Genomic DNA, 22,307 nt, shown 5'->3' with positions numbered 1-22,307 from the left:
TTTGCACGCCTATTCTAGGTGCTTCACCGAAGTGAACCAAATGCGTTAAATGAGCAGACGGAATATTTCTGAGTCCAGTGGTACTGGCTCAACGTGCAGTGGCGAGGATGCCATCCTGCGTCGCAACTGATGAATGTCAGAGGCGCGACCAAGGTCGATGCCTACGAGTGCTGGGCCCGTGTCACGGTTGTTTTTCTTGGTGTACTCAAAGTGGATGATGTCTTGATCTTCAGCGAGTACATCGCGAACGAATCCGAGGAGGGCGCCCGGCTCTTGGGGGAAGGTCACCAGGAAGTAGTGACGCAACCCCTCATGACGCAGGGAGCGTTCCTGCACTTCGGCGTAGCGAGACAGGTCATTGTTGCCGCCAGAAACCATGGCTACAACAGGTCCGTTAGGAATATGGGGGAGGTATCTGCGTGCAGCGGCGGAGGCGAGAGCACCAGCCGGCTCGGCGATAATGCCTTCGGAGTGGTACAGGTCAAGCATTTCAGAGCACACTGCGCCCTCAGGGATGACGATTACATCGTCAAGGCATTCGCGCAGGATCGGGAATGTAACGTCACCAACGCGTCCCACGGCCGTGCCATCCACGAAGTTATCCACCTGGTCTAGCGATACGGGTTTGCCCGCGCGCAGTGCTGCTTTGATGGAGGCAGCTCCTTCGGGCTCAACGCCGATCACTTTGATGGAGGGGTGCATGGTTTTAAGCCATAGCGCGACTCCGGCAGCAAGGCCGCCGCCACCCATAGGAAGCAGAACACAGTCGGTATCGGCAGGAATCTGCTCGGCTAGCTCCACGGCGATGGTGCCCTGGCCAGCGATAACCATCGGATCATCGTAGGCGGGAACAAACACTAGGTTCTCGCGCTCAGATACTTCCATAGCCTGCGCGTTTGCCGCGTCAAATGTGCCGTCAACAATTATCTGCTCAACCCATCCGTCACCTATGGTCGCAATACGATCGCGCTTTTGCCGCGGAGTGTTGGAAGGCAGGAAGATCTTGCCGCGGATCTTCAACGTCGCACACGCGTACGCGACGCCCTGCGCGTGGTTTCCAGCGGACGCAGCTGCAATGCCACGTGCTGCCTCGCTATCGCTTAGAGACGCGATCTTGTTGTACGCTCCGCGAACCTTAAACGAGCGGCACAGCTGAATGTCCTCGCGCTTCAAATAAACCGGTACACCCACTTCCTCGCTGAGCCTAGGGGAGTATTCCAAAGGTGTTTTCTTTGCCACTTTGGCCAGGCGTTGCGCAGCCGTATCAATATCTTTTGCGCTGAGTTGAAAATCGGATTCCATGCCCCACATCTTATGGAAATACACGAATGCTTAGTCTCACCGTCCCACATGTCAGCGCCTCTAAGAAAGAGTGCGCCGACGCAGAGATATGGAGGGGCTGTAAAAAGTCTGCATAAAAATCACTAGAGTAGAAGGCATGAGTAAAAAACCACGCCGTCCGCTCGTGTGGATTGACTGCGAAATGACCGGCCTCGATCTTGACAAAGATGGGCTTGTTGAAGTAGCTGTCGTGATCACTGACGAGCAGCTAAACGTTGTAGACCCCGGAATCGACATCGTCATTAAGCCTTCGCAAGAGGCGCTAGATAACATGGGGGATTTTGTGCGCAATATGCACACCGAATCCGGCCTGATTGACGAGTTTGAGACCGGTGTTTCACTTGAGGAAGCCCAGCGCGAGGTTTTGGACTACGTAAAAAAGTTTGTACCGCAGTCGGGCCAGGCACTCCTTGCAGGCAACTCGATTGGGACGGACAAGGCGTTCTTAGAGCGCGACATGCCCGAGCTGATCAGCTACTTGCACTACCGGGTGGTCGACGTCTCTTCTATCAAAGAGCTCGCCAAACGCTGGTATCACCGCACGTTTGAGGAAGCCCCAGCCAAGCATGGCGGTCACCGCGCTCTTGCGGACATTCTCGAATCTATTCAAGAACTCGTCTACTACCGCCGTGTTCTCTTCCCGCAGGGAGAGGGGCCCAGCAGACAAGAGGCCAGGCAGATTGCCGCCGAGGTTGTAGCCCTTGGCATTCCAAACATCGAGTAAGGCAACCTCGAGACGTAGCTCTTAACACCAACTTTGCGCGGTTTCCACAAGGAGGCCGCGCAAAGCCGTATCCACAGCCAAACACTCGCGGTATTCCCAGCGTGGTTTGCGCTTTGCATCATGAAGTCACCCACCTAGTTGAGAGGACTTCATATGAAAACTGGAACGCGCCGAATCCTAGCGGCGTCAACGGCTCTGTTTGCGGCAGCAGTCCTAAGTGCGCCGGCGGCGCTCGCGGCGGAAGAGCCGTGGCAGCTGCTCGGACAAGGCCAGCTATTCGTTGCTAAATCTGGAGATTATTACGGGGTATGCGCCGGTGATGATCAGCTTCGTAAAGGTGCTCCGGTATCGCCAAAAGACGCTGCGTTTAAGACGTACCAGGTTGGTCAAGCTACACCGCGAAATACCGCAACATCCATTGGCAATACCGATATTAAGACGGTGATGAGCGCGGATAAGACTTGGGTAGTAGCCGCGCTTTACCACCTTTATGCGAAGGACGTCACGGAGAGCCAGCATCACGCAAAGTCGTTTAGCTTTGCAGTACAGAGCCAGCTTTCAACCTATGGCAAGTTTCCAATGGAGAACCTTGACGACGGTGGTGCACTTGCTCGCCAGATGGTTGCCGAGGCGGAGAAGATTGCTGGCCCATACACGCTAAAACCGTGGGTTTCATACAAGGACGGCGTGGTCACTATCGATAATCTGGGGGTCAAGGGCAAAGACGGGTGGATCAATGGGTTACCCATGGAAGTGACTTTCACACATGCTAGTTCCGGCGAGGTGAAGAAGACCCTAACAAGCGCCGCCGAGCCTATCAGTGCCCAGGCAGAATATTCGGATCCCGGCGAGGTGTCGGTTCGCGTTAAGGTCAGTGGTTTGCCCGCGGACAAAATCAACATTTGGGAACACCCTAAGCACCAAGATCTGGTCGTAGTGCCGTGGGGTAAAAGCTCGCTTGAAGCGAGCGGGAGAGTGAGCGTTCCGCCGCCTCCCACGCAACCAACTACACAGCCTACGGAGCCGGAAACCGAGCCGACAACTCAGCCGACTACCGAACCGTCACAACCGGAAACTGAACCCACTACCCAGCCTGAAACTGAGCCGACTACTACACCAACTACAGTCACTATCGACCAGCCGCCAAAACTTGCAAAAACCGGCGCAGCTAGCCTGTTCTTGCCCGCGTTTGGCCTTGCATCCCTAGGCAGCGGATTCCTGCTGTTTAGGCGCGGCGGCGGCGAAGCATAGGAGAGATCATGGAAGAAACTTGGAACACCGATACCGTGGTTGCAGATAGCAACACCACAACTGCAACTGTTGCAATGCCAACGTCGTCGAGGTTGAAGACGTTCTCGGCAGACGCAGTGACCATTACTGTTCGTGGCCGCCTCGGATCACACATTGATCTGAAAACCCTGCCGTCAGGATCAAAACTGGCGAGGGCGCGTATGGCCGTAACCAGACGCGGGCGTGATGATGCCGGCAACTGGCACGATGCGTCTACGGCCTGGTACACGGTCAAAATGTGGGGCCAGTTGGCCGAGAATGCGGCCCAGTCTTTGCAGAAGGGACAGCCGGTGATTGTAACTGGCCGGCTCGAAGTTAACGAGTGGACCAACCCGCAGAGCGGAAGCAGAGGGACAGAGCTGGTCATAACCGCTACAACCATCGGCCACGACCTCGGGTATGGCACGGCCGCATACAGCCGTCCCGTGAAGGAACTAGCTACCCGCTAAACCGTGAAAATCCGCCGGCTCGCGTTGGATCGGGCCGGCGGTTCACGTACACTAGGCTCGACTAAGCCTAGTTAAACGTGAAGGTATGGCATGGCTGAATACATCTACCAAATGATTCGTGCGCGCAAGACGCACGGAGACAAAGTAATTCTTGACGACGTCACGATGGCGTTCTTCCCGGGCGCAAAGATCGGCATGGTTGGCCCCAACGGTGCCGGCAAGTCCTCGATCTTGAAAATCATGGCGGGTCTGGACGAACCGTCAAACGGTGAAGCTCGTCTTTCACCCGGATACACGGTTGGTATCTTGCAGCAGGAGCCCCCGCTGGATGAGGACAAAACTGTTCTTGAAAACGTGGAGCTTGGTGTTGGCGATACGGTAGCGAAACTGAAGCGCTACAACGAGGTTTCGGAAGAGATGGCTAATCCGGATGCGGATTTTGATGCCCTCATGGAAGAGATGGGCAAGCTACAAACCGAGATCGACGCCGTGAATGGTTGGGATCTTGAATCGCAACTCAACCAGGCAATGGATGCGCTTCGCTGCCCGCCGCCAGACACGCCCGTTAACGTCCTGTCCGGTGGTGAGCGTCGCCGCGTGGCGCTGTGCCGTCTACTTCTCGAGGCGCCGGACCTGCTCCTGTTGGATGAGCCCACCAACCACCTGGACGCCGAGTCGGTGCTCTGGTTAGAACAGCACCTGGCGTCCTACCCGGGTGCGGTTATTGCAGTAACTCACGACCGCTATTTCCTGGACCATGTGGCCCAGTGGATTGCTGAGGTTGACCGCGGGCGTTTGTACCCGTACGAGGGTAACTACACCACCTACCTCGAAACTAAGAAGGAACGTCTTAAGGTTCAGGGCAAGAAGGACGCCAAGCTTGCGAAGCGTTTGAAGGACGAGCTCGAGTGGGTTCGCACCTCTGCGAAGGGCAGGCAGGCTAAGCAAAAGGCCCGTCTGGCTCGCTACGAAGAGATGGCTGAAGAGGCCGAGCGCACCCGCAAACTTGACTTTGAAGAGATCCAGATTCCGCCGGGCCCGCGCCTAGGTAACGTCGTTATCGACGCCTCGAACCTGCAGAAGGGCTTCGGGGATCGCAAGCTCATCGACGGCCTATCCTTCTCGCTACCGCGTAACGGCATTGTTGGTGTGATTGGCCCCAACGGTGTTGGTAAAACCACGCTGTTCAAGACGATCGTTGGGCTTGAACCACTAGATGGTGGCGATCTGAAGATCGGTGAGACGGTCAAGATTTCTTACGTGGATCAAACCCGCGCAGGCATTGACCCGAACAAGACGCTGTGGGAAGTCGTGTCTGATGGCCTCGACTATTTAGAAGTTGGCAACGTTGAGGTTCCCTCGCGCGCATACGTGTCTGCGTTCGGATTCAAGGGCGCCGATCAGCAAAAGCCTGCAGGCGTGCTTTCCGGTGGTGAGCGTAACCGTCTGAACCTGGCGCTAACGCTGAAACAGGGCGGCAACCTGCTTCTATTGGACGAGCCAACTAACGACCTCGACGTTGAAACCTTGGCGTCCCTAGAAAACGCTCTGCTGGAGTTTCCCGGCTGTGCTGTTGTGGTCACTCACGACCGTTGGTTCCTTGACCGCGTGGCCAGCCATATTCTTGCTTGGGAAGGCACCGAAGAGGACCCCGCAAACTGGTACTGGTTTGAAGGCAACTTCGAAGCTTACGAGAAGAACAAGATTGAGCGCCTCGGCCCAGAAGCCGCGCGCCCACACCGCGTAACGCACCGTCGCCTAACCCGCGACTAAACGGTTTTGCCACGCGCGGACCCTTCAAGTAAATAAAGTTTTGGCCCGGATGTTTCCAACCGGGCCAAAACTTTATCTGTAGCTAGTTCAGCTAGATGAACCTACGCCTGCTTGCGGCGAAGCGCTAGCATCGTGCCACCTGCGAACAGGAGGGCAAGTGCGCCAGCGGCCGTGCCAAATATAGAGACGCCGGTCTTAGCCAGTGGCTTTTGCGGAGCAGTAGTAGCAGTTTCGGTTTGCGTAGTTGTGCTTTCGGTTGTTTCCGAGACGGAGGTGCCACAATCCACCGTGAGGGTCAGGCCAGAAGCTGCCGAGATGAGTTCCGGCGCGTGAGCGCTCTGCTCATCAGCGGTGCCAGCCTTAACCGTTAGCGGCAGGTTCACGATTCCCGAGCGGTCCTCGCAAACTCCCGAGACGCTGAACTCAATCGGAGCGTCCGTGTAGCCAACGCCGTCGGCAGTTACGATTGCATTCGCGTTCGCTGCATTTGCGTCCGCCAGAGTGTTGTTTACTTCGGCGGTTGCTACGCTCTTGCCATCAACATAAAGCGTGACGTTCTTCGGTGCTGCCTCACCCGGTCCAGAGAACGAGAGGCCGCGTAGTGCCAGCGTGCCGGATACTACCGGCTTGCCGTCTACGCTCTCTTCACTTTGAGTTAGCGTGGCGCCAACGGAGGAGACCGCTGCGCGCGGAGCAATCTGAGGGTTAGCTTCTAGGTACTTTTGGATCCACTCGCGGTCCAAACCATCTGGGATGGTGGTCAGCGTAGCCTTGATCGAGTCTTCTTTGAGGACGTCGAACGAGTCGCCACCTGCGAGGAGGAAGGTTACCGAACCTACCGAGTAGATAGCCTGCGGATCAATCGGCTGGCCATCGAGCAGGATCGAAGTGATGCGATCGCCCATCGGGCGAGCCGGATCGTACGTGTACTTCACGTTTTCAGACAGGCCGAGCTTTAGCATCGGGCGCGTGGAGTTTTCACCAATTTCCTTCCATTGCTGTTCAAGCAGCGTCTTGAACTGGGCTCCGGTCATCTCAACGTAACCAACTTCGTTGGAGAACGGGGCTACTGCGAAAACGTCGCCAACGGTGAGCTTGCCGTCAGTTGGAACGAGGTCTGCGCGCAGACCGCCAGCGTTGATGATGCCAATGTCGATCGGCTGGCCATCAAGCTTGGTGAAGGAACCCTTCATCGCGTCAGCCACCAGGCTACCCAGAGTAGATTCGGTACCACGGTTTTCGCCCGATTCCTGCTTGCCGCGGTAGAAGGCGCTGGCGGTTTCCAAAACGACCTTTTCCTTGGCTTCCTTAGCTTTGGCTACGGCCTCATCCACAACGGCCTTCACGTCGGCGTCTTCGCCACAAGCTACAAGGTCAGTTGCAGGGATCTGAACAGCCTTGGCCTCTACGATCTTCTTCTCGACCTTGTTGTACTTTAGCTCAACGTTGGCGAGGTTATCCGTGAAGCTACCCGATGCGGTGGTAGCAAGGATCGGATTGCCGTCCTTGTTCTTAAGAGCGTTCTCGCCAGAGAAGTAGTACGGCTTGTGCGTGTCGCCACCCATGAGGATGTCAACATCACTGGAGAGGCGAGGAGCCGAGATCAGAACGTCGTTGTCGTACAGCGCCACGACGATGTCCGCCTCGCCGTTACCCTCTTGACCATCCTTGAGGATTGCAGCGTACTTGTTTACCGTCTCAGCTGCCGGCAGGAAGTTAACCTCGTCAAAGGTGCCGGGCGCTACCTTCGTGGGCGCATCCTCTTCAATGGCGGCGATGAAGCCTACCTTAACGCCAGAGGGGGACTCCCAGATCTTGAACGGATCAAACAGGGTAGCACCGGTGGACTTGGAAACAATGTTGGCGGCTAGGTAGGGGAACTCAATCTTGGTGTATCCGTCTTCACCGTTCACGCGCTTCATGAGCACGTCGAGGCCCTTATCGAACTCGTGGTTACCGATCGCGGAAGCGAAAACAGCCGAATTGTTTAGGGCTTCAATGGTTGGATTATCATCTTGCGAGCCCGAAGTGAATGGGGAAGCACCAATGTTGTCGCCAAGAAGCGTGAACGCGGAATTATTGTTTGCTTCCCATGCGTTCTTCACATAGCAGGCGGTGGAGGCCAGGCCGGCCTCGGTCACCTTGCCCTTGTACTCAGATTTTTCAATGTGACCGTGGATGTCGGTCATATTGAAAAGGTTCATTGTGACAATGTCGCCTTCCGCGCCGCCTCCTGATTCGCTGACGGGATCTTCAGCAAATGCGGCGAGTGGAGAGACTACTAGTGCGGCGGTTGTGATTGCGCCTGCGACTAGGGTCTTCACAGATCTCCTCATTAAAACTTCTCCTTTTGGGATGAAACGCAAAACTGTTGCACTTCATTCTAAGACGTAGAGGAAACCGCTGTGTGGAGAATTAAAGTTTGGACGCGCAAACTTTATTACCCGTTTACTGTGGTGAAATACCTACGAGACGGGTGGGACTTCGAACCCCCAGCTTGAAGGCGCGCTACCTTCTTCGGGAAGGCGAAGCATTGCCTCTTGCATGGCCTCGGCAACGAGCTCGCCGTCTTCGGTAAACACGCGCACGTGTCCGGTGGCGCGGGCTCCGTTTGCGGAGGGGGATTCTTGGTCGTAAAGCAGCCACTGGTTGATGTCGAAATCTTGGTGGAACCACATGGCGTGGTCGAGGCTAGCTAGCGCAAGGCCGGGCGTGAGCCACGATAGGCCGTGGGTGCGTAGTGCGGGTTCCATCATGACTTGGTCGATAACGTAGGCCAGCAGGGCGCGTGAGGTCAGGGGAGTGGCACCAGTTATTTCTGCGCGCGGTTTCATCCAGAGCTGTTGGCAGCGGCTCTTGTTGGGCGAGGCGTTGATGTATAGGTTTTCTTGCACGTGGCGCACGTCAAACGCGGCGGTTTTACCCAGGAACTTGCCCACGGGGTGGTTGAGGGAGCGGAAGTATTCGAGGGCGGAGATGAGCTCTTCGGGCCCGGGAACATCCGGGATTTGCGAGGAGTGTTCAACACCGGATTGGCGTAGCTGAAAACTGGCCATGAGGGTGAGCAGGTCGCGCCCATCTTGCGTGGCGTTGACCTGCCTGGAGGTGAATGAACGCCCGTCGTGAGTGCGCGCCACCTCGAAGCTGATGGGACGGGCCGGATCTCCGCCGCGCAGGAAGTACGCGTGCAAAGAGTGAGGTGGCCGCTCGTTGTTATCCTCAATTGTGGAAGCGGCGGCCAGCAGGGCCTGAGAGAGCACTTGCCCGCCGTACACTCTATTCATTTGCGGCAAGGAATCGGCCTCGAAGCGATCTGCCTCGCCGCCGCGTAGCTGTAGCACTCGCAGAACGGAGGCGAGGGGCTCGCTGGTGATAGTGGGAACACCAATCGGTTCAGTCATGACACTCATTGTTGCGTGAATCTACGTGGCATGCACGCCAGCTGGTACTTTTGCGACTTCCAATTTGTAATCTGAGACACTATCATGTGAGTCGGGTTACATGTGTGGAGGAATGAAAGTGACGATTGCAGAGAAACTCGTTGAGGGGCTCGGGGGTGCTCAAAATATTGAGGACCTTGAGTCTTGCATCGTACGTATCCGCGCCATCGTTTCGGAGCCTGCACTTGTTAATGAATCCGTGATTCGTGAGACCGGCCCGATAGGCGTGGTGTCTTCGGGCCGCTACGTGCAGATTATTGTTGGCCCAGCTTCCGATGACCTCGTGGCCGAAATGACTGAGGCTATTAAAGCAACAGCGTTTTGCTAACCGGTAAGCACACCTTCTTTCTTTAAGGGAATGGGAGTGCGTAATGATTTTGGGCCTGACCGGTATCAGACTAAAATCGAGGCGGTAGCCATCGCACGGGGAGTTTCAATGACGCAGCCTTCATTCGACGTAGCCAATCTGGACCGTTTGCAGCACCTTGCTCAGCTAAATGGCGTGTCCACTAGTTTTTGGGATTGGCATGGCAACTTGCTGGATGTGAGCGCCGCGACGTTGATTACAACGCTGCAGGTGCTGGGCGTGGGCATATCAGACATTCCAGATGCGGCCGAGTTGGATCGTTGCATCGCAGGTTTTGAGGATGACAAGTGGCTGACGGTTTTGCCGCCCACCACCGTGTTGCGTAACGGAAATCCTGGCGAGCTACTGGTGCACGTTCCCGATGGGGAGGCCGTGACTGTTTCGGTGGCGTTTGAAGACGGCTCGGTGCGTGAACTTCGCCAGGTGGACAACTGGGATCCTCCTCGTGAAGTAAATGGCGCAATGCGAGGCCGGGCAGCATTTGCTCTGGAGACGGATTTCCCACTGGGCTATCACAAGCTTTACGCGCGTCTTGGTAATGGTGAAGAGGCCGAATCTCACCTGATTGTGGTGCCAAGCGCGCTCAATCTGGATGAGAAGCTCGCGGGTAAGAAGTGGGGCATTTCAAGTCAGCTGTACTCGGTGCGAGCTAACGATAGTTGGGGCATGGGTGATGCTCGGGTTTTGACGGCAATGAACCGCACGTTTGCGCAGATTGGCGCGGATTTCCATTTGATTAACCCGTTGCATGCGTCGGCTCCGGTGGTGCCGATTGAGGCCTCCCCGTATCTGCCGGTTACTCGCCAGTTCATTTCCCCTCTTTACATTGCGCCGCGCTTGGTTGCCGAATATGCGGATCTCACCGATACCGCGAAGGCGTATGTGGAGGAGCTCAACGAGGCCTCGCGCACGGAAGATTCGGACCACATTGGACTGATTGATCGGGACTCGTCCTGGTCGGCAAAGGTGCGGGCGCTGTGGGAAATCTTCACGATTGGGCGTAGTGCGCAGCGTGAGGCTGAGTTCAATTGTTTCATTGCCGAGGGCGGTCCGGCGCTGTATAAGTTTGCCGTGTGGTGCGCACTGGTGGAGCGTTATGGGCTGCATTTGCCCGAGAAGTACGCGGATTCAGACTCACTTGCGGTTGCCGCATATGCGGAGGCGAACAATAAGCAGGTGCGTTTCCACATGTGGATGCAGTGGATTGCTCGCAATCAGCTGGATAAAGCGCAGGAGGTCGCTCTTGCAGGTGGCATGAGCGTTGGCATCATGTCGGACCTCGCGGTTGGGGTGCATCCGCACGGTTCGGAGACGTGGTCGCAGCCCGAGTTGTTTGCGCGCGGCATGACGGTTGGTGCACCGCCGGATATGTATTCTCAGCTTGGTCAGGATTGGTCACAGCCACCGTGGAATCCGCGCTCGCTTGCGCAGGCTGGCTATGAGCCGCTGCGCATGATGATTCGCGCGGCCGCGCGGTTCTCTGGCGCAATCCGTATAGACCACATTTTGGGCCTGTTCCGCCTGTGGTGGATTCCCAACGGTAAGACCGCGAATTTTGGTACATACGTTAATTACGATCATGAGGCGATGGTTGGCGTCCTCCTGCTGGAGGCCTACCGCAATAATTCGATTGTGATTGGTGAGGACCTGGGCACGGTCGAACCGTGGGTTCGTGGGTACTTGAATGATCGTGGAGTGCTCGGCACGTCAATCCTGTGGTTTGAACGCGAGAATGACGGGTCGCCGCGGCGTCCGGAAAACTATCGCCGTGACGTTCTGGCTGCGGTAAATACGCATGATCTGCCGCCAACCGCGGGATATTTGGAGGGTATCCAAACGTCGATCCGCGAGGAGCTTGGACTTCTGGTGGAACCGGTGGAAATGGTGCGTGCAGCTGATAGTGCGGAGCTGGAAACGTTCACCTCGCGCATGATCGAGTACGGACTGTTGGACGAGGAACGTCGCTACGAGGAACAGCCTTTAATCGACGCTTTGCACCGCTATATTGCGATGACGCCATCGCGCCTTCTGGTGGTGTCTTTGGTTGATATTGTACGCGAGCGCCGCCCGCAGAACTTCCCGGGCACAAGCACGCAGTATCCGAACTGGCAGATTCCGCTGGGGGATGAGAACGGCCGAGAGATCCTTGTTGAACAATTGACGCCTGCCGCACTGGCGCGGTTCGCGGATGTGATGAACGAGGCCGTCCATATCTGAGTTTGCTTAGTTTCTGAATTGTTTGATCCCACGCAGCGCGTGGGATCAAACAATTGGAGAGAGCCACGAGCGGGCCTCGGGTCCCTTTCGTCGCGGGTAGTTGCCGCTATCCGTTCTTGACGGTGTAAAGGTGATCCTCGCGGGCGATTTTGTTGCCGGGCGAGGTATGCATGGTCAGCATTTCTGCGGGCAGATCGCACGAGATGACGGATACGGAGGTGGACAGGCCGGCCTCTTTTGCAACGGCGGAGTCCCACCTGACAATGGCTTCACCCTTGTGCACGGTATCGCCTTCAGCTTTTAGAACTTCGAAGCCTTTGCCGCGCAACTTGATGGTGTCGATACCAAGGTGAACCAGGATTCCAATGCCAGAGGGGCCAAACACAATGAAGGCGTGAGGGTGCACTTTTAGGAGCTTGCCGTCTATGGGGCACACCACGTCGTGCCAGCGTTCTTCCACGGGGGCTACGGCTATGCCTGATCCAACGATGCCCTGGGCAAGGACGGGGTCGTCTACGTCCTCGAGTGCAATTATGGTTCCGCTTAGGGGCGAGCAGACTTCCAGCATTACTGTAGTTGTCCGATTTCGTCGGCGATTTCGTCGGCTTCTGGACCTACTACTACCTGGACGACGGTTCCAACTTTGACGACTCCGAAGGCGCCCGCGGATTTGAGGGCGTCATCGTTTACCAGGGCGCGGTCGCGAACTTGTACGCGTAGGCGCGTGATGCAGGCTTCGAAAAATTCGATGTTTTCTTTCCCGCCAAGACCGGCAACGATGGCTTCAGCCCGAGTCGCGTGTTGGTCGCTCATTTCCACTCCTATGCTTTGCGTTTTTATTTAGGATACTACGCGCCGCCTTGCTGGCTCGCTTGATTGGCGGGCGTGGTACAAAGCGGGCCCGCTCAATCAAGCGGGCCCGCTGTTGTCAGTGTTTACCGGGTGTTACAGCTGTTGGATAGCTACCGCTCGCTGCGCCTCAGAAATGCTCTCGGAGAGTAGGCGGACGAGGCCGGCGGGTGCGTCCTTGTGCTCTTCAAGCCACTGTTGGCCTAGGGCTACGATGTCTACATCGTCCAGGCGGCCAGCAAGCGGAGTGGGGAAGCCGAGTGCCATGATGGACTGCGCGGTGTGCGGGGTGTTGTTGTTCCACACGTCCAAGGCGGTGTCGAAGAACTTCTTGGCGCCCGCGGCAAACAGCTCGGGTTGTGCGGCGGCTCCGGCCCAGTATCCACGGCCTGCGGCGATACGCATGTCGTTGGAGAGGTCGGGGTTGTACATGAAGTTCTCAAACGCGGCGTCCTTGACGGCCTGCTCCGTTTTGGCGGCGCGGGCTTGAGTGGCCTTTTGCTCGCCGGTCATGGTGGCGTCTTCGGACAGCATTTGGTCAATCTGGGCGTCCCCGGCAATACCGGCAGTAACGGACGCGGTGAGGAATGCCCAACGCAGCTCGACGTCTAGGTCGAGTCCCATCAGAGTTTCTTCGCTACCCCGCAGGCGCTCGATAGCTTCGCTCTGCTCTTGGGTTGTTGCGCGGCGGGCCGCAGCGAAGGCAAGGAGCCTCTGCTGGTCCGAGCCTGACGAGGCGGCGCGCAGAAGCAATAGCAGCCTGTCCGCGACGCGCTCCAAAACCTCGCGGCGCTCCTCGTTTGACGTGTAGTAGGTAGCTGCAGTGTCCAGTTGACGGAGCCATAGGCCCATGACCGTGATGTCTTGTTCAACGGGTAGGGCAGCCATGACCAAGTCAATGAACATGCGGGCCGGCATTTGCGCGTCGCGAACCATGTCCCAGGCGGAGGCAATAATGATGGACCTCGTAAGGGAGTCTTCAAACTTGTCGATGTTCGCGGTTGCGAACTGCAGAGAGTCTTCATCCATGCGGATCTTCGCGTAAGCGAGGTCACCGTCGTTGACCAGGATCAGAGCGGGGCGCTTGATTCCGCGGGCACTTTCAACGATGGTGCGTTCACCTGCAACGTCGAGTTCTTCATGGAACGTGCGTTCAATACGGCCATCCACGAGGTCGTAGCCGGCCACTGCCAGGCGGTGCGGACGCAGGGAGGAGCCGGGGGCGAAGGTTTCTTGCACAACGGCTAGCTCGCCCAGGGTGCCGTCCTCATTCAAACGGAAGTCGGGGCGAAGCAGGGTGACGCCGGCTTCTTCCAGCCAGACTTTAGACCAGGCTTCAAGGTCGCGCCCCGATGCCGCTTCAAGCTCACCCATGAGGTCGGGCAGGGTTGTGTTTTGCCAAGCGTGCTTCTCAAAGTACTTGCCGAGGCCGGCAAAGAAGTTGTCGCGGCCAACGTATGACACCAGCTGGCGTAGTACGGCCGCACCCTTAGCGTAGGTGATGCCGTCGAAGTTTACTTCCACGTCTGCAAGGTCGCGGATGGGAGCAACAATGGGGTGCGTGGTGGGCATCTGGTCTTGTCTCATACCCCAGTCTTTGCGGGCCATGAAGCCAATCCACGCGTTCTTCCACTCCTCGGTGCCTTCGGCCAGGCACAGGTGGGACATGAACTCGGCAAAGGACTCGTTGAGCCACAGGTCGTTCCACCAGCGCATGGTTACCAGGTCGCCAAACCACATGTGGGCAAGCTCGTGCAGGATCGTGTTTGCTAGGCCCTCAAGCTCGGCTGCGGTGGGCTTGGCGCGGAAGATGTACTGGTCGCGGAAGGTCACGCAACCGGCGTTCTCCATTGCGCCCGCGTTGTATTCGGGTACGAAGATCTGGTCGTATTTGCGGAACGGGTAGGGGCGGCCGTATTCCTTTTCGAAGAAGGCAAAGCCCTTACGGGTTACGTCCATGACCCAGTCGGCGTCAAGGTAGGGTTCGAGGGACTGGCGGCAGTACACGCCGAGGGGGATTTCCCGCCCGTCGGTAGAAACCAGCGATCCGGTTTTGCCAACGTACGGGCCGGCAATGATCGCGGTGATATAGGAGGAGATTTGTTCGGTGGGGGTGAAGTCCCACCTCTTTAGCCCGTCCACGTCGCTGGGCGTAGGCGTGGGCGAGTTAGAGAAAACTACCCAATCGGCGGGAGTAATCACGTGGAACGTGAACTGTGCCTTCATGTCGGGCTGTTCAAATACGGCGAAGACGCGGCGTGAGTCCGGTACTTCGAACTGGGAGTAGCAGTAGGACTTGCCGTCGGCCGGGTCGGTAAAGCGGTGCAGGCCTTCGCCGGTGTGCATGTAGCGACATTTGGCCACTACGGTCACCCGGTTGCGGTCTTTTAGGCCGTCGAGGTGGATACGCGAGTCTTGGAAAGCGGCGGTGTCTCTTTGCTCCCCATTCACTTCCAGCGAGTAGACCTCGTCGGCAATCAGGTCCAGGAACGTTTCGGCGCCTTCGTGGGAGTCGAAATCCACCACGGTTTTGGAGGTGAAGGTCTCGTCATTTTCAGCCAGGTTCAGTTCCACGTCGTAGTGGTAGACGGTTGCAATTTTTGATCTTTCTTCAGCTTCAGCGCGCGTCAGGTTTTGCCCTGGCATGTTGCCTCCTGTGTTCTGTTAGTTAGCAAAGTTTGCGTGATGGATATTTATCACGTGTCTTACACAATTCTTACACTTTTTAACGAAATTTGCTCCGCTGAACAGTGGTGTATGTTCAGCGGGGCAAAATCTCGTGAGTTTCAACCACTCTATCCGTGTAAGTAGAGAGAGCGGGCGCGGATCTGTTACCAGATTTCCACGCGTTCGCTGGGGTCTAGCCACATGCCGTCGCCGGGCTGGGTGTGGAACGTTTCGTGGAAGGCATCCACGTTGCGTAGCACACCGTTGCAGCGGAATTCCGAGGGGGAGTGCGGGTCGATAGCCAGCAGTTGCAACGCCCACTCGTCGCGAGACTTGGAACGCCAGATGCGCGCCCACGAGTAGAAGAACTGCTGGGCGGCGGTCAGGCCGCCGCGCTCCTCATCGGCTTCGGTGCGCCCCGATTCTTCGAGGGCAATGTGGTAGGCCTTCCACGCGATGCCAAGGCCGCCAAGGTCACCAATGTTCTCACCGATTGTGAGCTTGCCGTTCACCTTGTGCGAGTCGTCAAGCTGCTTTGGTGAGAACGCATCGTATTGGGCGATGAGGCTAGAGGTGCGCTCTTCAAAAGCCTTGCGGTCTTGCTCGGTCCACCAGTTGTTGAGCTTGCCTTCGCCGTCATAGTGCGAGCCTTGATCGTCAAAACCGTGTCCGATCTCGTGACCAATAACGGCGCCGATCGCCGCAAAGTTCACCGCGTCAGTCTCGCTGGGGTCAAAGAACGGGTTTTGCAAAATGGCAGCCGGGAACACAATTTCGTTCATCGTGGGGTGGTAGTAGGCATTGACCGTTTGCGGGGTCATCAACCATTCCTTCTTGTTGACCGGGCCAGAGAGTTTGCCGGCCTCCTCATCAACGTGGAACTGTGCAACCGCGCGCACAGACTCAACCAGGGTGGCGCCAGGCGCGAGCTTTGAGTAGTCCTTCCACTCGTCCGGGTAGCCAACCTTGGGAGTGAATCCCGCTAGCTTTTCCAGGGCGCGCTCACGGGTTTCTTCACCCATCCACTCCAGCTGCGAAATGGAGCGACGGTAGGCCTGAAGCAGGTGCTTTACCAGCTTGTTCATCTGCTGCTTGTATTCGGGTGGGAAGTGCTTGGCAACGTACTTCTTGCCCAGCGCCTCGCCCATGGCTCCTTCAACAAATGAAACGCCGCGCTTCCAACGGGGGCGCTGCTCGGTGGCGCCGGTGAGGAGGCGGTTGAACTCGAACCCGTTATCAACAAACGCCTTAGCAAGGTATGCCGAACGCGCCTGGATGACTTTCGCGTACGCCCACTTTTTCAGCGTTTCCAGGTCAGTGTCATTCCAGAGGGAGGGGATCGCCTCAACGTAGGAGGGCTGGCGCACGTTAACGGGCGTGTCACCGGTGGTGGGCAGGCCGGTGGCTTCCCACCAGGCAGCCCAGGGGTAGTTGCTCAAGCTTTCCGCGAACTTGCTGAACGTAGTGGGGTTGTTGGACGCCACGGCGTCGCGAGTCTTCACATTGTCCCAGTGGTGGGATGCAACTTTGGTTTCGAACGCCAACACGTCTGCGCCAAACGTTGCACCCACGGTGCCAGCCCAGTCCTTAAACTGCGCGTCGGCGGCGATGATTTCACGGGCCTTATTCAGGTAGGTGACCAGGCCTTGGCGTACGGTTTCGTACTGATCTTCGCGGTAGTAGGCCTCGTCGGGTAGCGAGATGCCGCTCTGGTAAGTGAACACCGTGTAGCGAGCCGGATCATTCATATCCGCGTCGATGATGGCCTCGAGGATGCCTCCAACGCCCGTGGTGGCAAGCTTGCCCATCGCGACGGCAAGCTCCGCGTGAGTGTCTGCCTGATCAATGATGGCAAAGTCGGGCGCCAGCGGCTTTGCGCAGAGTGCCTCAACGGCCTCCTCATCCATGAACTGGCTGTAGAGCGTGGCGAGCTTTTGCTCTTCCACATCCGCACTGGCCGGGTCTAGGGCTTCGACGATGGTGTGAATATGCTCTTCGGCTTCGTCATGTAGCTTGTAAAACGCGCCGTCGCTGGGACGGTCGGAAGGAATCTCGTGTTCCTTCAGCCACGTTCCGTTTGCGTGACGGTAGAAGTCTTCGGTCGGTTTAACGGACTGATCGATGATCTTCGGATCAGTCAGTGAGTCTGAATAAGAATTTGCCATGCCTCAACCTTAACGAAAGTGGGCGGCTCATGAATCCTGGCCTTGTCAGTCCGTGATGAACCAGCGAGGATTCGACGCCTCCGCAGACGAATCCAAACTCAGGCTCGCAGCCGAGAAATCGCACAAACAAAGCGAGGCTCGAAGCCGGTGACTAAATTTGAAAGAGAATAGAACACACGTCTTTGAGGAGGCTACGATGGGTAGCAAACTTGCGATCGTTACGGGCGCGTCAACCGGTATCGGACGCGCAACGGCAGTGAAATTGGCCGGCCAAGGTTGGAAAGTGATCGCGGTGGCTCGACGTGAAGAACGGCTCCGTGAACTCACCGAACAGACCGGGTGCTACACGTTCACCGCAGACCTAACGAGTGAAAAGCGCATTCGAGAACTCGTTGAATACGCTGCAACAATCGGGCATGTAGACGCCCTAGTAAATGTTGCGGGTGGCGCTCGCGGTGTTGACGCTGTGGCAGATGCCAGGATTGATCGCTGGAAAGAGATGTATGAGATCAACGTGATTACAGCGCTTCGTATGACGCGAGCATTCTTGCCTCAGATGCGCAAGGACGGGGGAACGCTCGTGTTTGTCACCTCGACGGCTGCGCATGATACGTATCCGGGCGGAGGAGGCTATGTTGCCGCAAAGCACGCGGAACGCATGATTCCTCTTACGCTACGCCAGGAGCTGGTTGGAGAGCCGGTGCGGGTGATCGAGATTGCTCCTGGAATGGTGCGCACAGAAGAGTTCTCGCTAAACCGGCTGGGCAGTCGAGAGGCTGCCGATGCGGTGTATGCGGGCGTTGAGAAGCCGCTGGTTGGCGAAGACGTGGCGGAGGCGATCGCTTGGACGATGAACCGTCCGGAGCACGTGAACATTGATTCTATGATTATTCGCCCGGTGGAGCAGGGGACTAATACCCTGACTCGCCGTATGGGGAGCGGTGGCGAGTGATCACTCGGGTCTTTAAGATTGGTGCTCAAACCAATAGGTCCTCAGCGTTTTGCTGAGGACCTAACTGTCGGGGGACATCGCATCGTCGGGGTGGCGGGATTTGAACCCACGACCTTCCGCTCCCAAAGCGGACGCGCTACCAAGCTGCGCCACACCCCGTGCCAAGAGACAATCATAGCGGGTAATGGCCTGCATTTCACAACTCGGGGGTTTTCCGGTAACATTTCCATTTGTCGAAGCGGTGAATGCCGACTTCGCCGCGCGAGTGTAGCTCAATGGTAGAGCCTCTGCCTTCCAAGCAGATAGTGCGGGTTCGATTCCCGTCACTCGCTCCACTTAGACGTCGGATTTGATAAGTGCCCTTTTGCGTTAGCGAGTACGCCCCAAGGGGGTGTGGAAAACCGTCTGCGTTAGCGGGTTTGGGTTTTGCGTTACCTAGTATGATGTTTTCCCTAGTCGGATGCAGTTTTGGGGTTTAATTCGCTAACGGAGTCGAAAAATGCGCCTATCTGACTCGCGATACCCCTGCTCTGTTGGTGTTGGTTCGAGTGTGGTGCTCTGTCCGTGGTTAGGGCGCGGGATTAGAGCTTGACTTTGATTTCTTTCCCGGTTCTGAAAATGAACCGGATTAGGTTTGCACCGATGATGGCGTGGTCGATTAGGGCGGTCCATTGACAGGCCTGGAAGTGTTCGATGGGTTTGTCAGCTAGCTGAGAGTAGGCGGTTTTGATCGCGGTGACCTTGGCATGTTTGGCTGCGGTCTCGGCATCGATGGCTTGTTTGCGGCCCAGGGTTTTCTGGTATCGCGCTTCTAGCTGAGTGTAGTGGGCGAGATATTGGTCTTGGTCTTGCGCTATCCGCTGATTTTCTGCAACCAATGCTTCAATCTCGCTGGCAAGAGCACGAATCTTCTTGTCTAATCTCGCAGATTCTGCCTCAAGTTGGTCGGTGTTGAACATGGCCTCGATAACCTCAAGTAGGTGGCTTTGTCCGCGATATTGTTCAGCCAACTGGTCCAGAGCACGCAAGAATGCGGCCTGGATTTGCTCGTCACGCAAGGTAGCGGTTTTGCACGGCTGGGCGTGGTCGTATTTTTGGTTGCATTGCCAGATTGTGTGCTTGTATTTAGTGTTTGATGCCCAGGTTTTACGCCCGTACCAGGCACCGCAGTTTGCACATTTGAGCCGGCTGGCGAACAGGCCGATTTTGGCGGTGTTGGTTGCGTGGCGGGTGGCTAGCTCGTATTGGACCTGGTCCCACACGGCTGGGTCAATGATCGGCTCGTGATTGCCGGTGACGTAATACTGCGGGACTTCACCTTCATTGACTTCAATGCGTTTGGTCAAGAAGTCAGCGGTAAACGTCTTCTGAAGCAAAGCGTCGCCTTTGTATTTCTCGTTGGACAAGATTGAGCGCACGGTTGAGGTGGACCAGTTGGTTTTACCGCGCGGAGTCAAAATGCCGCGACGCTGTAGCTCTGCGCGGATCTCGGTAATCGACGAGCCGTCTAGAAACAGCTGGTAGATCAAGCGCACGGTCGGAGCTTGGGTCTCATCAATAGCTAGGTTGCCTTCGGTGCCTTTCTTGTATCCCAGTAGTGAGGAGTATGGCACCATGACTTTGCCGTCGGCGAAGCGCTTGCGGTGTCCCCAGGTGACGTTCTCAGATATGGAGCGCGATTCTTCCTGAGCCAGGCTGGACATGATGGTGATAAGCAGCTCACCTTTAGAGTCCAGTGTCCAGATGTTTTCTTTCTCGAAATACACCTCTACGCCGGCTTCTTTTAGCTGGCGGACGGTGGTTAGCGAGTCGACGGTGTTTCGGGCAAACCGCGACACGGATTTGGTGAGGATCAGGTCGATTTTGCCGGCCAATGCGTCGGCGATCATGGCTTGGAAACCTTCGCGGTGTTTGGTGGAGGTGCCGCTAATGCCTTCGTCGGCGTACATTCCAGCGAATACCCAATCAGCACGCGATTGGATGTAGGTGGTGTAGTAGTCGATTTGGGTCTGATAGCTGCTAGCTTGTTCTTCCATATCAGTGGACACCCTTGCGTAGGCAGCAACTCGCCGTGTGAGCTTCGCAGTAGTAGAAGTGGCACCTTGTCCTGGTTTTTTGGTTGCCGGTATTGCAGTAACGATACGCGCGGGGTTGCTCATGCCGGCCTTCCTTGCTCGTCTAAATCGATATTTACGCTCGTCCCGTTGTCTAGGTGGACTGTGAGGTGGTGTGGGGACGCTTCGATAACAGCAACGTGGTCTGTAACAGCTTCTTCGTCGAAGTCTTCTAGACAGAGGATGGTGGTGCACATGGTATGGAGCATGGTTTCGCGTAGGTTATGGCCACCGCACGGGTTGCCTTGCCCTAGGCAGGCACTCCAGCAGCGCCAATACCGGTAATAGTTACCTGAGGAGTATCGGCGGGTTTTACGCTGATAGTTGCGCCCACACACCCTGCAGTGGATACGACCGGTAAAAACTCCAGTGTTTTTCGATGGTGTTGCGGCAGGTCCTACCTGGCGGCGGTAAGCGATTTCTTGTTGTACTTCATCAAAAAGAGCGGGCTCAATGATTGGCGGCAGTGCTCCTTCGACCCAATATTTCGATAGCACCCCATCATTGACAGTGCGGGAGGGGGCTTTAATGGTTTTGTTATAGGTCTTCTGTAATAGCTGGCATCCCTTATAGCGTTCGTTTTCGAGCATACGGCGAAACACCGACCCGTAAAACAAGCCGCCGCCTCTAGAACGTAGACCTTGTGCATTCAACTGGTCAGCGGTCTTTTCTGGGCTGATACCCGCCAGATAGTTAGAAAACAAAAACCGCACTACCCCAGCCTCTTCTTCATTAATGATGAACTGGCCGTTTCTCCAGGTGTATCCGTAGAGAAAGAACGAGTTTGTGCCACCAGCCTTATAACGATTACGGATAGCCCACTTCACATTCGCTGATAAAGAAGCAGATTCTTCTTGGGCAAACGAGGCCAGCAGTGTCAACAGTAGCTCACCATCAGCGGTGGCAGTGTCGATGTGTTCACGTTCGAACCGGATGGAAACACCCAAGTTTTTGAGTTCACGCACGATGCGTAGCAGGTCTACAGTGTTTCGGGCGAGCCTGGAGATCGACTTGCACAACACAATATCCACACCACCGCTACGTGCGCAAGGTTGGCGACTGCTCTGTATGGCCGTTTGTGAGGGTTTTTCGCCTTTGCGCCAAAAGGTGTCAGGAACGGCGGATGCATTTGTCCCTTTTCCTTTGAGATGATGTAGGTGGTTGAAAAGTAGGACAAGCCCCAAGGCGGGTTCGGCTACCAGGCTGGACGTCTTGGGGCTTCACCACATCCAGTGGGAAGGGAGCCAGCGATTCCGGTCAAACCAGCCCGCCCGTGTTCCCAACCCGGCTGCCCCGAGCTCACCCACGAACGCTACTGCGAGGCCCACGCCAAGGCAGAGGACGCCCGGTATCGGAAGTATCAGCGGGATCCGAAGATCAACCGTCGCTACGGCACGCGGTGGCGTAAGATCCGCGCTGCCTACGTTGCCGCCCACCTGCTCTGCGAAGACTGCCTAGAGGCTGGGAGATACAAGCCTGTGCAGGAAGTTCACCATGTTCTCCCGCTTGAGCACGGCGGCACCCACGACTTCACCAACCTCCGTTCCCTGTGTAAGCCCTGCCACTCACGCCAGTCCGCGTTTGATGACGACAGGTGGCGGCAACAACCTCGGGTCTACACCTACTGACGAGCCCACACGTTGCCCGCTGTCGCGTCGATCATCTGGAACCTCAAAAGATGCCTACCCGCCTGGCGTTTGCCGAACACGAGCCGACGTCGAAAGCCTGGCGGGGGGTAGGGGAGGTCGAATCTCTACAGCCTTGGCACAGGTCAGCGGGCGGGGCCCACCGCGCGCAAAGTCCCCGAATCAAACAAGGTATTAACACTTCGGGCTTCGTCGGCAGTGCCAGTGAGGGGTGAAATCTCGCTGAGTGTTGCTCGGTTTTCTTGTGCTTTGTCCGTCCGGATTTGGGTTTGCCAGGGACGTACAGGTGAGGGCGGAAAACTCCGGAGCTTCT

Annotated in this window: 17 protein-coding genes and 2 tRNA genes; 9 read left to right on the top strand and 10 right to left on the bottom strand. The window is 56.6% G+C overall.

The genetic code is table 11. The annotated features are described in order from the left end of the window. Window positions 1-45 precede the first annotated feature (45 nt). Window positions 46-1,311, bottom strand: a complete 1,266-nt coding sequence (gene ilvA, locus BQ7114_RS03645) for a threonine ammonia-lyase IlvA (protein ID WP_407638974.1) — start codon at window positions 1,309-1,311, stop codon at window positions 46-48. A 127-nt stretch (window positions 1,312-1,438) separates the two neighbouring features. Between ilvA and orn the strand changes: the two genes are divergently transcribed. The 4 genes from orn to ettA all read left to right on the top strand — a co-directional run bounded on the left by orn (window position 1,439) and on the right by ettA (window position 5,577). After that, window positions 1,439-2,065 carry an oligoribonuclease gene (orn, locus tag BQ7114_RS03640; protein WP_072342075.1) on the top strand — a complete coding sequence of 209 codons (627 nt, stop codon included), beginning with the start codon at window positions 1,439-1,441 and terminating at the stop codon, window positions 2,063-2,065. A gap of 153 nt (window positions 2,066-2,218) precedes the next feature. Continuing rightward, window positions 2,219-3,316, top strand: coding sequence for an LPXTG cell wall anchor domain-containing protein (locus BQ7114_RS03635; RefSeq protein WP_072342072.1), 1,098 nt, complete (start codon window positions 2,219-2,221; stop codon window positions 3,314-3,316). Between the two features lie 8 nt (window positions 3,317-3,324). Next, a complete protein-coding gene (locus tag BQ7114_RS03630) occupies window positions 3,325-3,804 on the top strand; it encodes a single-stranded DNA-binding protein (protein ID WP_072342069.1) in 480 nt (159 codons plus the stop codon). 90 nt (window positions 3,805-3,894) lie between these two features. Then, entirely contained in the window at window positions 3,895-5,577 is a 1,683-nt protein-coding gene (ettA, locus tag BQ7114_RS03625) for an energy-dependent translational throttle protein EttA (RefSeq protein WP_072342066.1), read from the top strand. A gap of 101 nt (window positions 5,578-5,678) precedes the next feature. On the opposite strand, the gene BQ7114_RS03620 is transcribed toward ettA, so the two are convergent. Continuing rightward, window positions 5,679-7,901, bottom strand: a complete 2,223-nt coding sequence (locus BQ7114_RS03620; protein WP_195906707.1) for a bifunctional metallophosphatase/5'-nucleotidase — start codon at window positions 7,899-7,901, stop codon at window positions 5,679-5,681. A gap of 141 nt (window positions 7,902-8,042) precedes the next feature. Continuing rightward, on the bottom strand, window positions 8,043-8,978 hold the full coding sequence (locus tag BQ7114_RS03615; protein ID WP_072342060.1) for an acyl-CoA thioesterase: 936 nt from the start codon (window positions 8,976-8,978) through the stop codon (window positions 8,043-8,045). Window positions 8,979-9,096: 118 nt separating this feature from the next. Between BQ7114_RS03615 and BQ7114_RS03610 the strand changes: the two genes are divergently transcribed. Both BQ7114_RS03610 and malQ read left to right on the top strand, forming a co-directional pair. Further along, window positions 9,097-9,345 (top strand): PTS sugar transporter subunit IIB, encoded by a 249-nt coding sequence (locus tag BQ7114_RS03610; protein ID WP_083431827.1) that lies wholly within the window; start codon window positions 9,097-9,099, stop codon window positions 9,343-9,345. A 108-nt stretch (window positions 9,346-9,453) separates the two neighbouring features. Then, the gene (malQ, locus tag BQ7114_RS03605) at window positions 9,454-11,601 is read left to right on the top strand and encodes a 4-alpha-glucanotransferase (RefSeq protein WP_072342054.1); all 2,148 of its coding nucleotides are present in this window, start codon (window positions 9,454-9,456) and stop codon (window positions 11,599-11,601) included. Between the two features lie 106 nt (window positions 11,602-11,707). Here the strand turns inward: malQ and BQ7114_RS03600 are convergent, their stop codons facing one another. The 4 genes from BQ7114_RS03600 to BQ7114_RS03585 all read right to left on the bottom strand — a co-directional run bounded on the left by BQ7114_RS03600 (window position 11,708) and on the right by BQ7114_RS03585 (window position 17,282). Next, window positions 11,708-12,169 (bottom strand): PTS sugar transporter subunit IIA, encoded by a 462-nt coding sequence (locus BQ7114_RS03600; RefSeq protein WP_072342051.1) that lies wholly within the window; start codon window positions 12,167-12,169, stop codon window positions 11,708-11,710. Beyond that, on the bottom strand, window positions 12,169-12,414 hold the full coding sequence (locus tag BQ7114_RS03595; protein WP_072342048.1) for a PTS sugar transporter subunit IIB: 246 nt from the start codon (window positions 12,412-12,414) through the stop codon (window positions 12,169-12,171). The genes BQ7114_RS03600 and BQ7114_RS03595 overlap by 1 nt, the downstream gene beginning before the upstream one ends. Before the next feature lie 132 nt (window positions 12,415-12,546). After that, window positions 12,547-15,096, bottom strand: coding sequence for an aminopeptidase N (gene pepN / locus BQ7114_RS03590; protein WP_072342045.1), 2,550 nt, complete (start codon window positions 15,094-15,096; stop codon window positions 12,547-12,549). 185 nt (window positions 15,097-15,281) lie between these two features. Next, a complete protein-coding gene (locus tag BQ7114_RS03585; protein WP_072342042.1) occupies window positions 15,282-17,282 on the bottom strand; it encodes a M13 family metallopeptidase in 2,001 nt (666 codons plus the stop codon). A gap of 196 nt (window positions 17,283-17,478) precedes the next feature. Here BQ7114_RS03585 and BQ7114_RS03580 point away from each other — a divergent pair, with 196 nt between their 5' ends. Further along, window positions 17,479-18,234, top strand: coding sequence for an SDR family oxidoreductase (locus BQ7114_RS03580; protein WP_072342039.1), 756 nt, complete (start codon window positions 17,479-17,481; stop codon window positions 18,232-18,234). A gap of 85 nt (window positions 18,235-18,319) precedes the next feature. Here BQ7114_RS03580 and BQ7114_RS03575 read toward each other — a convergent pair. Further along, a tRNA-Pro gene (locus tag BQ7114_RS03575) sits at window positions 18,320-18,393 on the bottom strand. Between the two features lie 102 nt (window positions 18,394-18,495). On the opposite strand from BQ7114_RS03575, the gene BQ7114_RS03570 reads away from it, so the two are divergent. Continuing rightward, window positions 18,496-18,569: transfer RNA gene (locus BQ7114_RS03570), tRNA-Gly, on the top strand. A gap of 246 nt (window positions 18,570-18,815) precedes the next feature. Here the strand turns inward: BQ7114_RS03570 and BQ7114_RS03565 are convergent. Continuing rightward, window positions 18,816-20,393 (bottom strand): recombinase family protein, encoded by a 1,578-nt coding sequence (locus BQ7114_RS03565; RefSeq protein WP_072342037.1) that lies wholly within the window; start codon window positions 20,391-20,393, stop codon window positions 18,816-18,818. Then, complete coding sequence (locus BQ7114_RS03560; RefSeq protein WP_268258624.1) at window positions 20,390-21,532, bottom strand: recombinase family protein; 1,143 nt, start codon at window positions 21,530-21,532, stop codon at window positions 20,390-20,392. The genes BQ7114_RS03565 and BQ7114_RS03560 overlap by 4 nt, the downstream gene beginning before the upstream one ends. A 66-nt stretch (window positions 21,533-21,598) precedes the next feature. Between BQ7114_RS03560 and BQ7114_RS03555 the strand changes: the two genes are divergently transcribed. Then, on the top strand, window positions 21,599-21,976 hold the full coding sequence (locus BQ7114_RS03555) for an HNH endonuclease (RefSeq protein WP_072344751.1): 378 nt from the start codon (window positions 21,599-21,601) through the stop codon (window positions 21,974-21,976). The last annotated feature ends 331 nt before the right edge of the window (window positions 21,977-22,307 follow it).

Origin of the sequence: Actinomyces urinae (assembly GCF_900119695.1) — a bacterium.
In the GTDB taxonomy this organism is placed as follows: Bacteria; Actinomycetota; Actinomycetes; order Actinomycetales; family Actinomycetaceae; genus Gleimia; species Gleimia urinae.
Note: the sequence above shows the minus strand (reverse complement) of the source record. Positions and strands in the feature narration are given on the sequence as shown.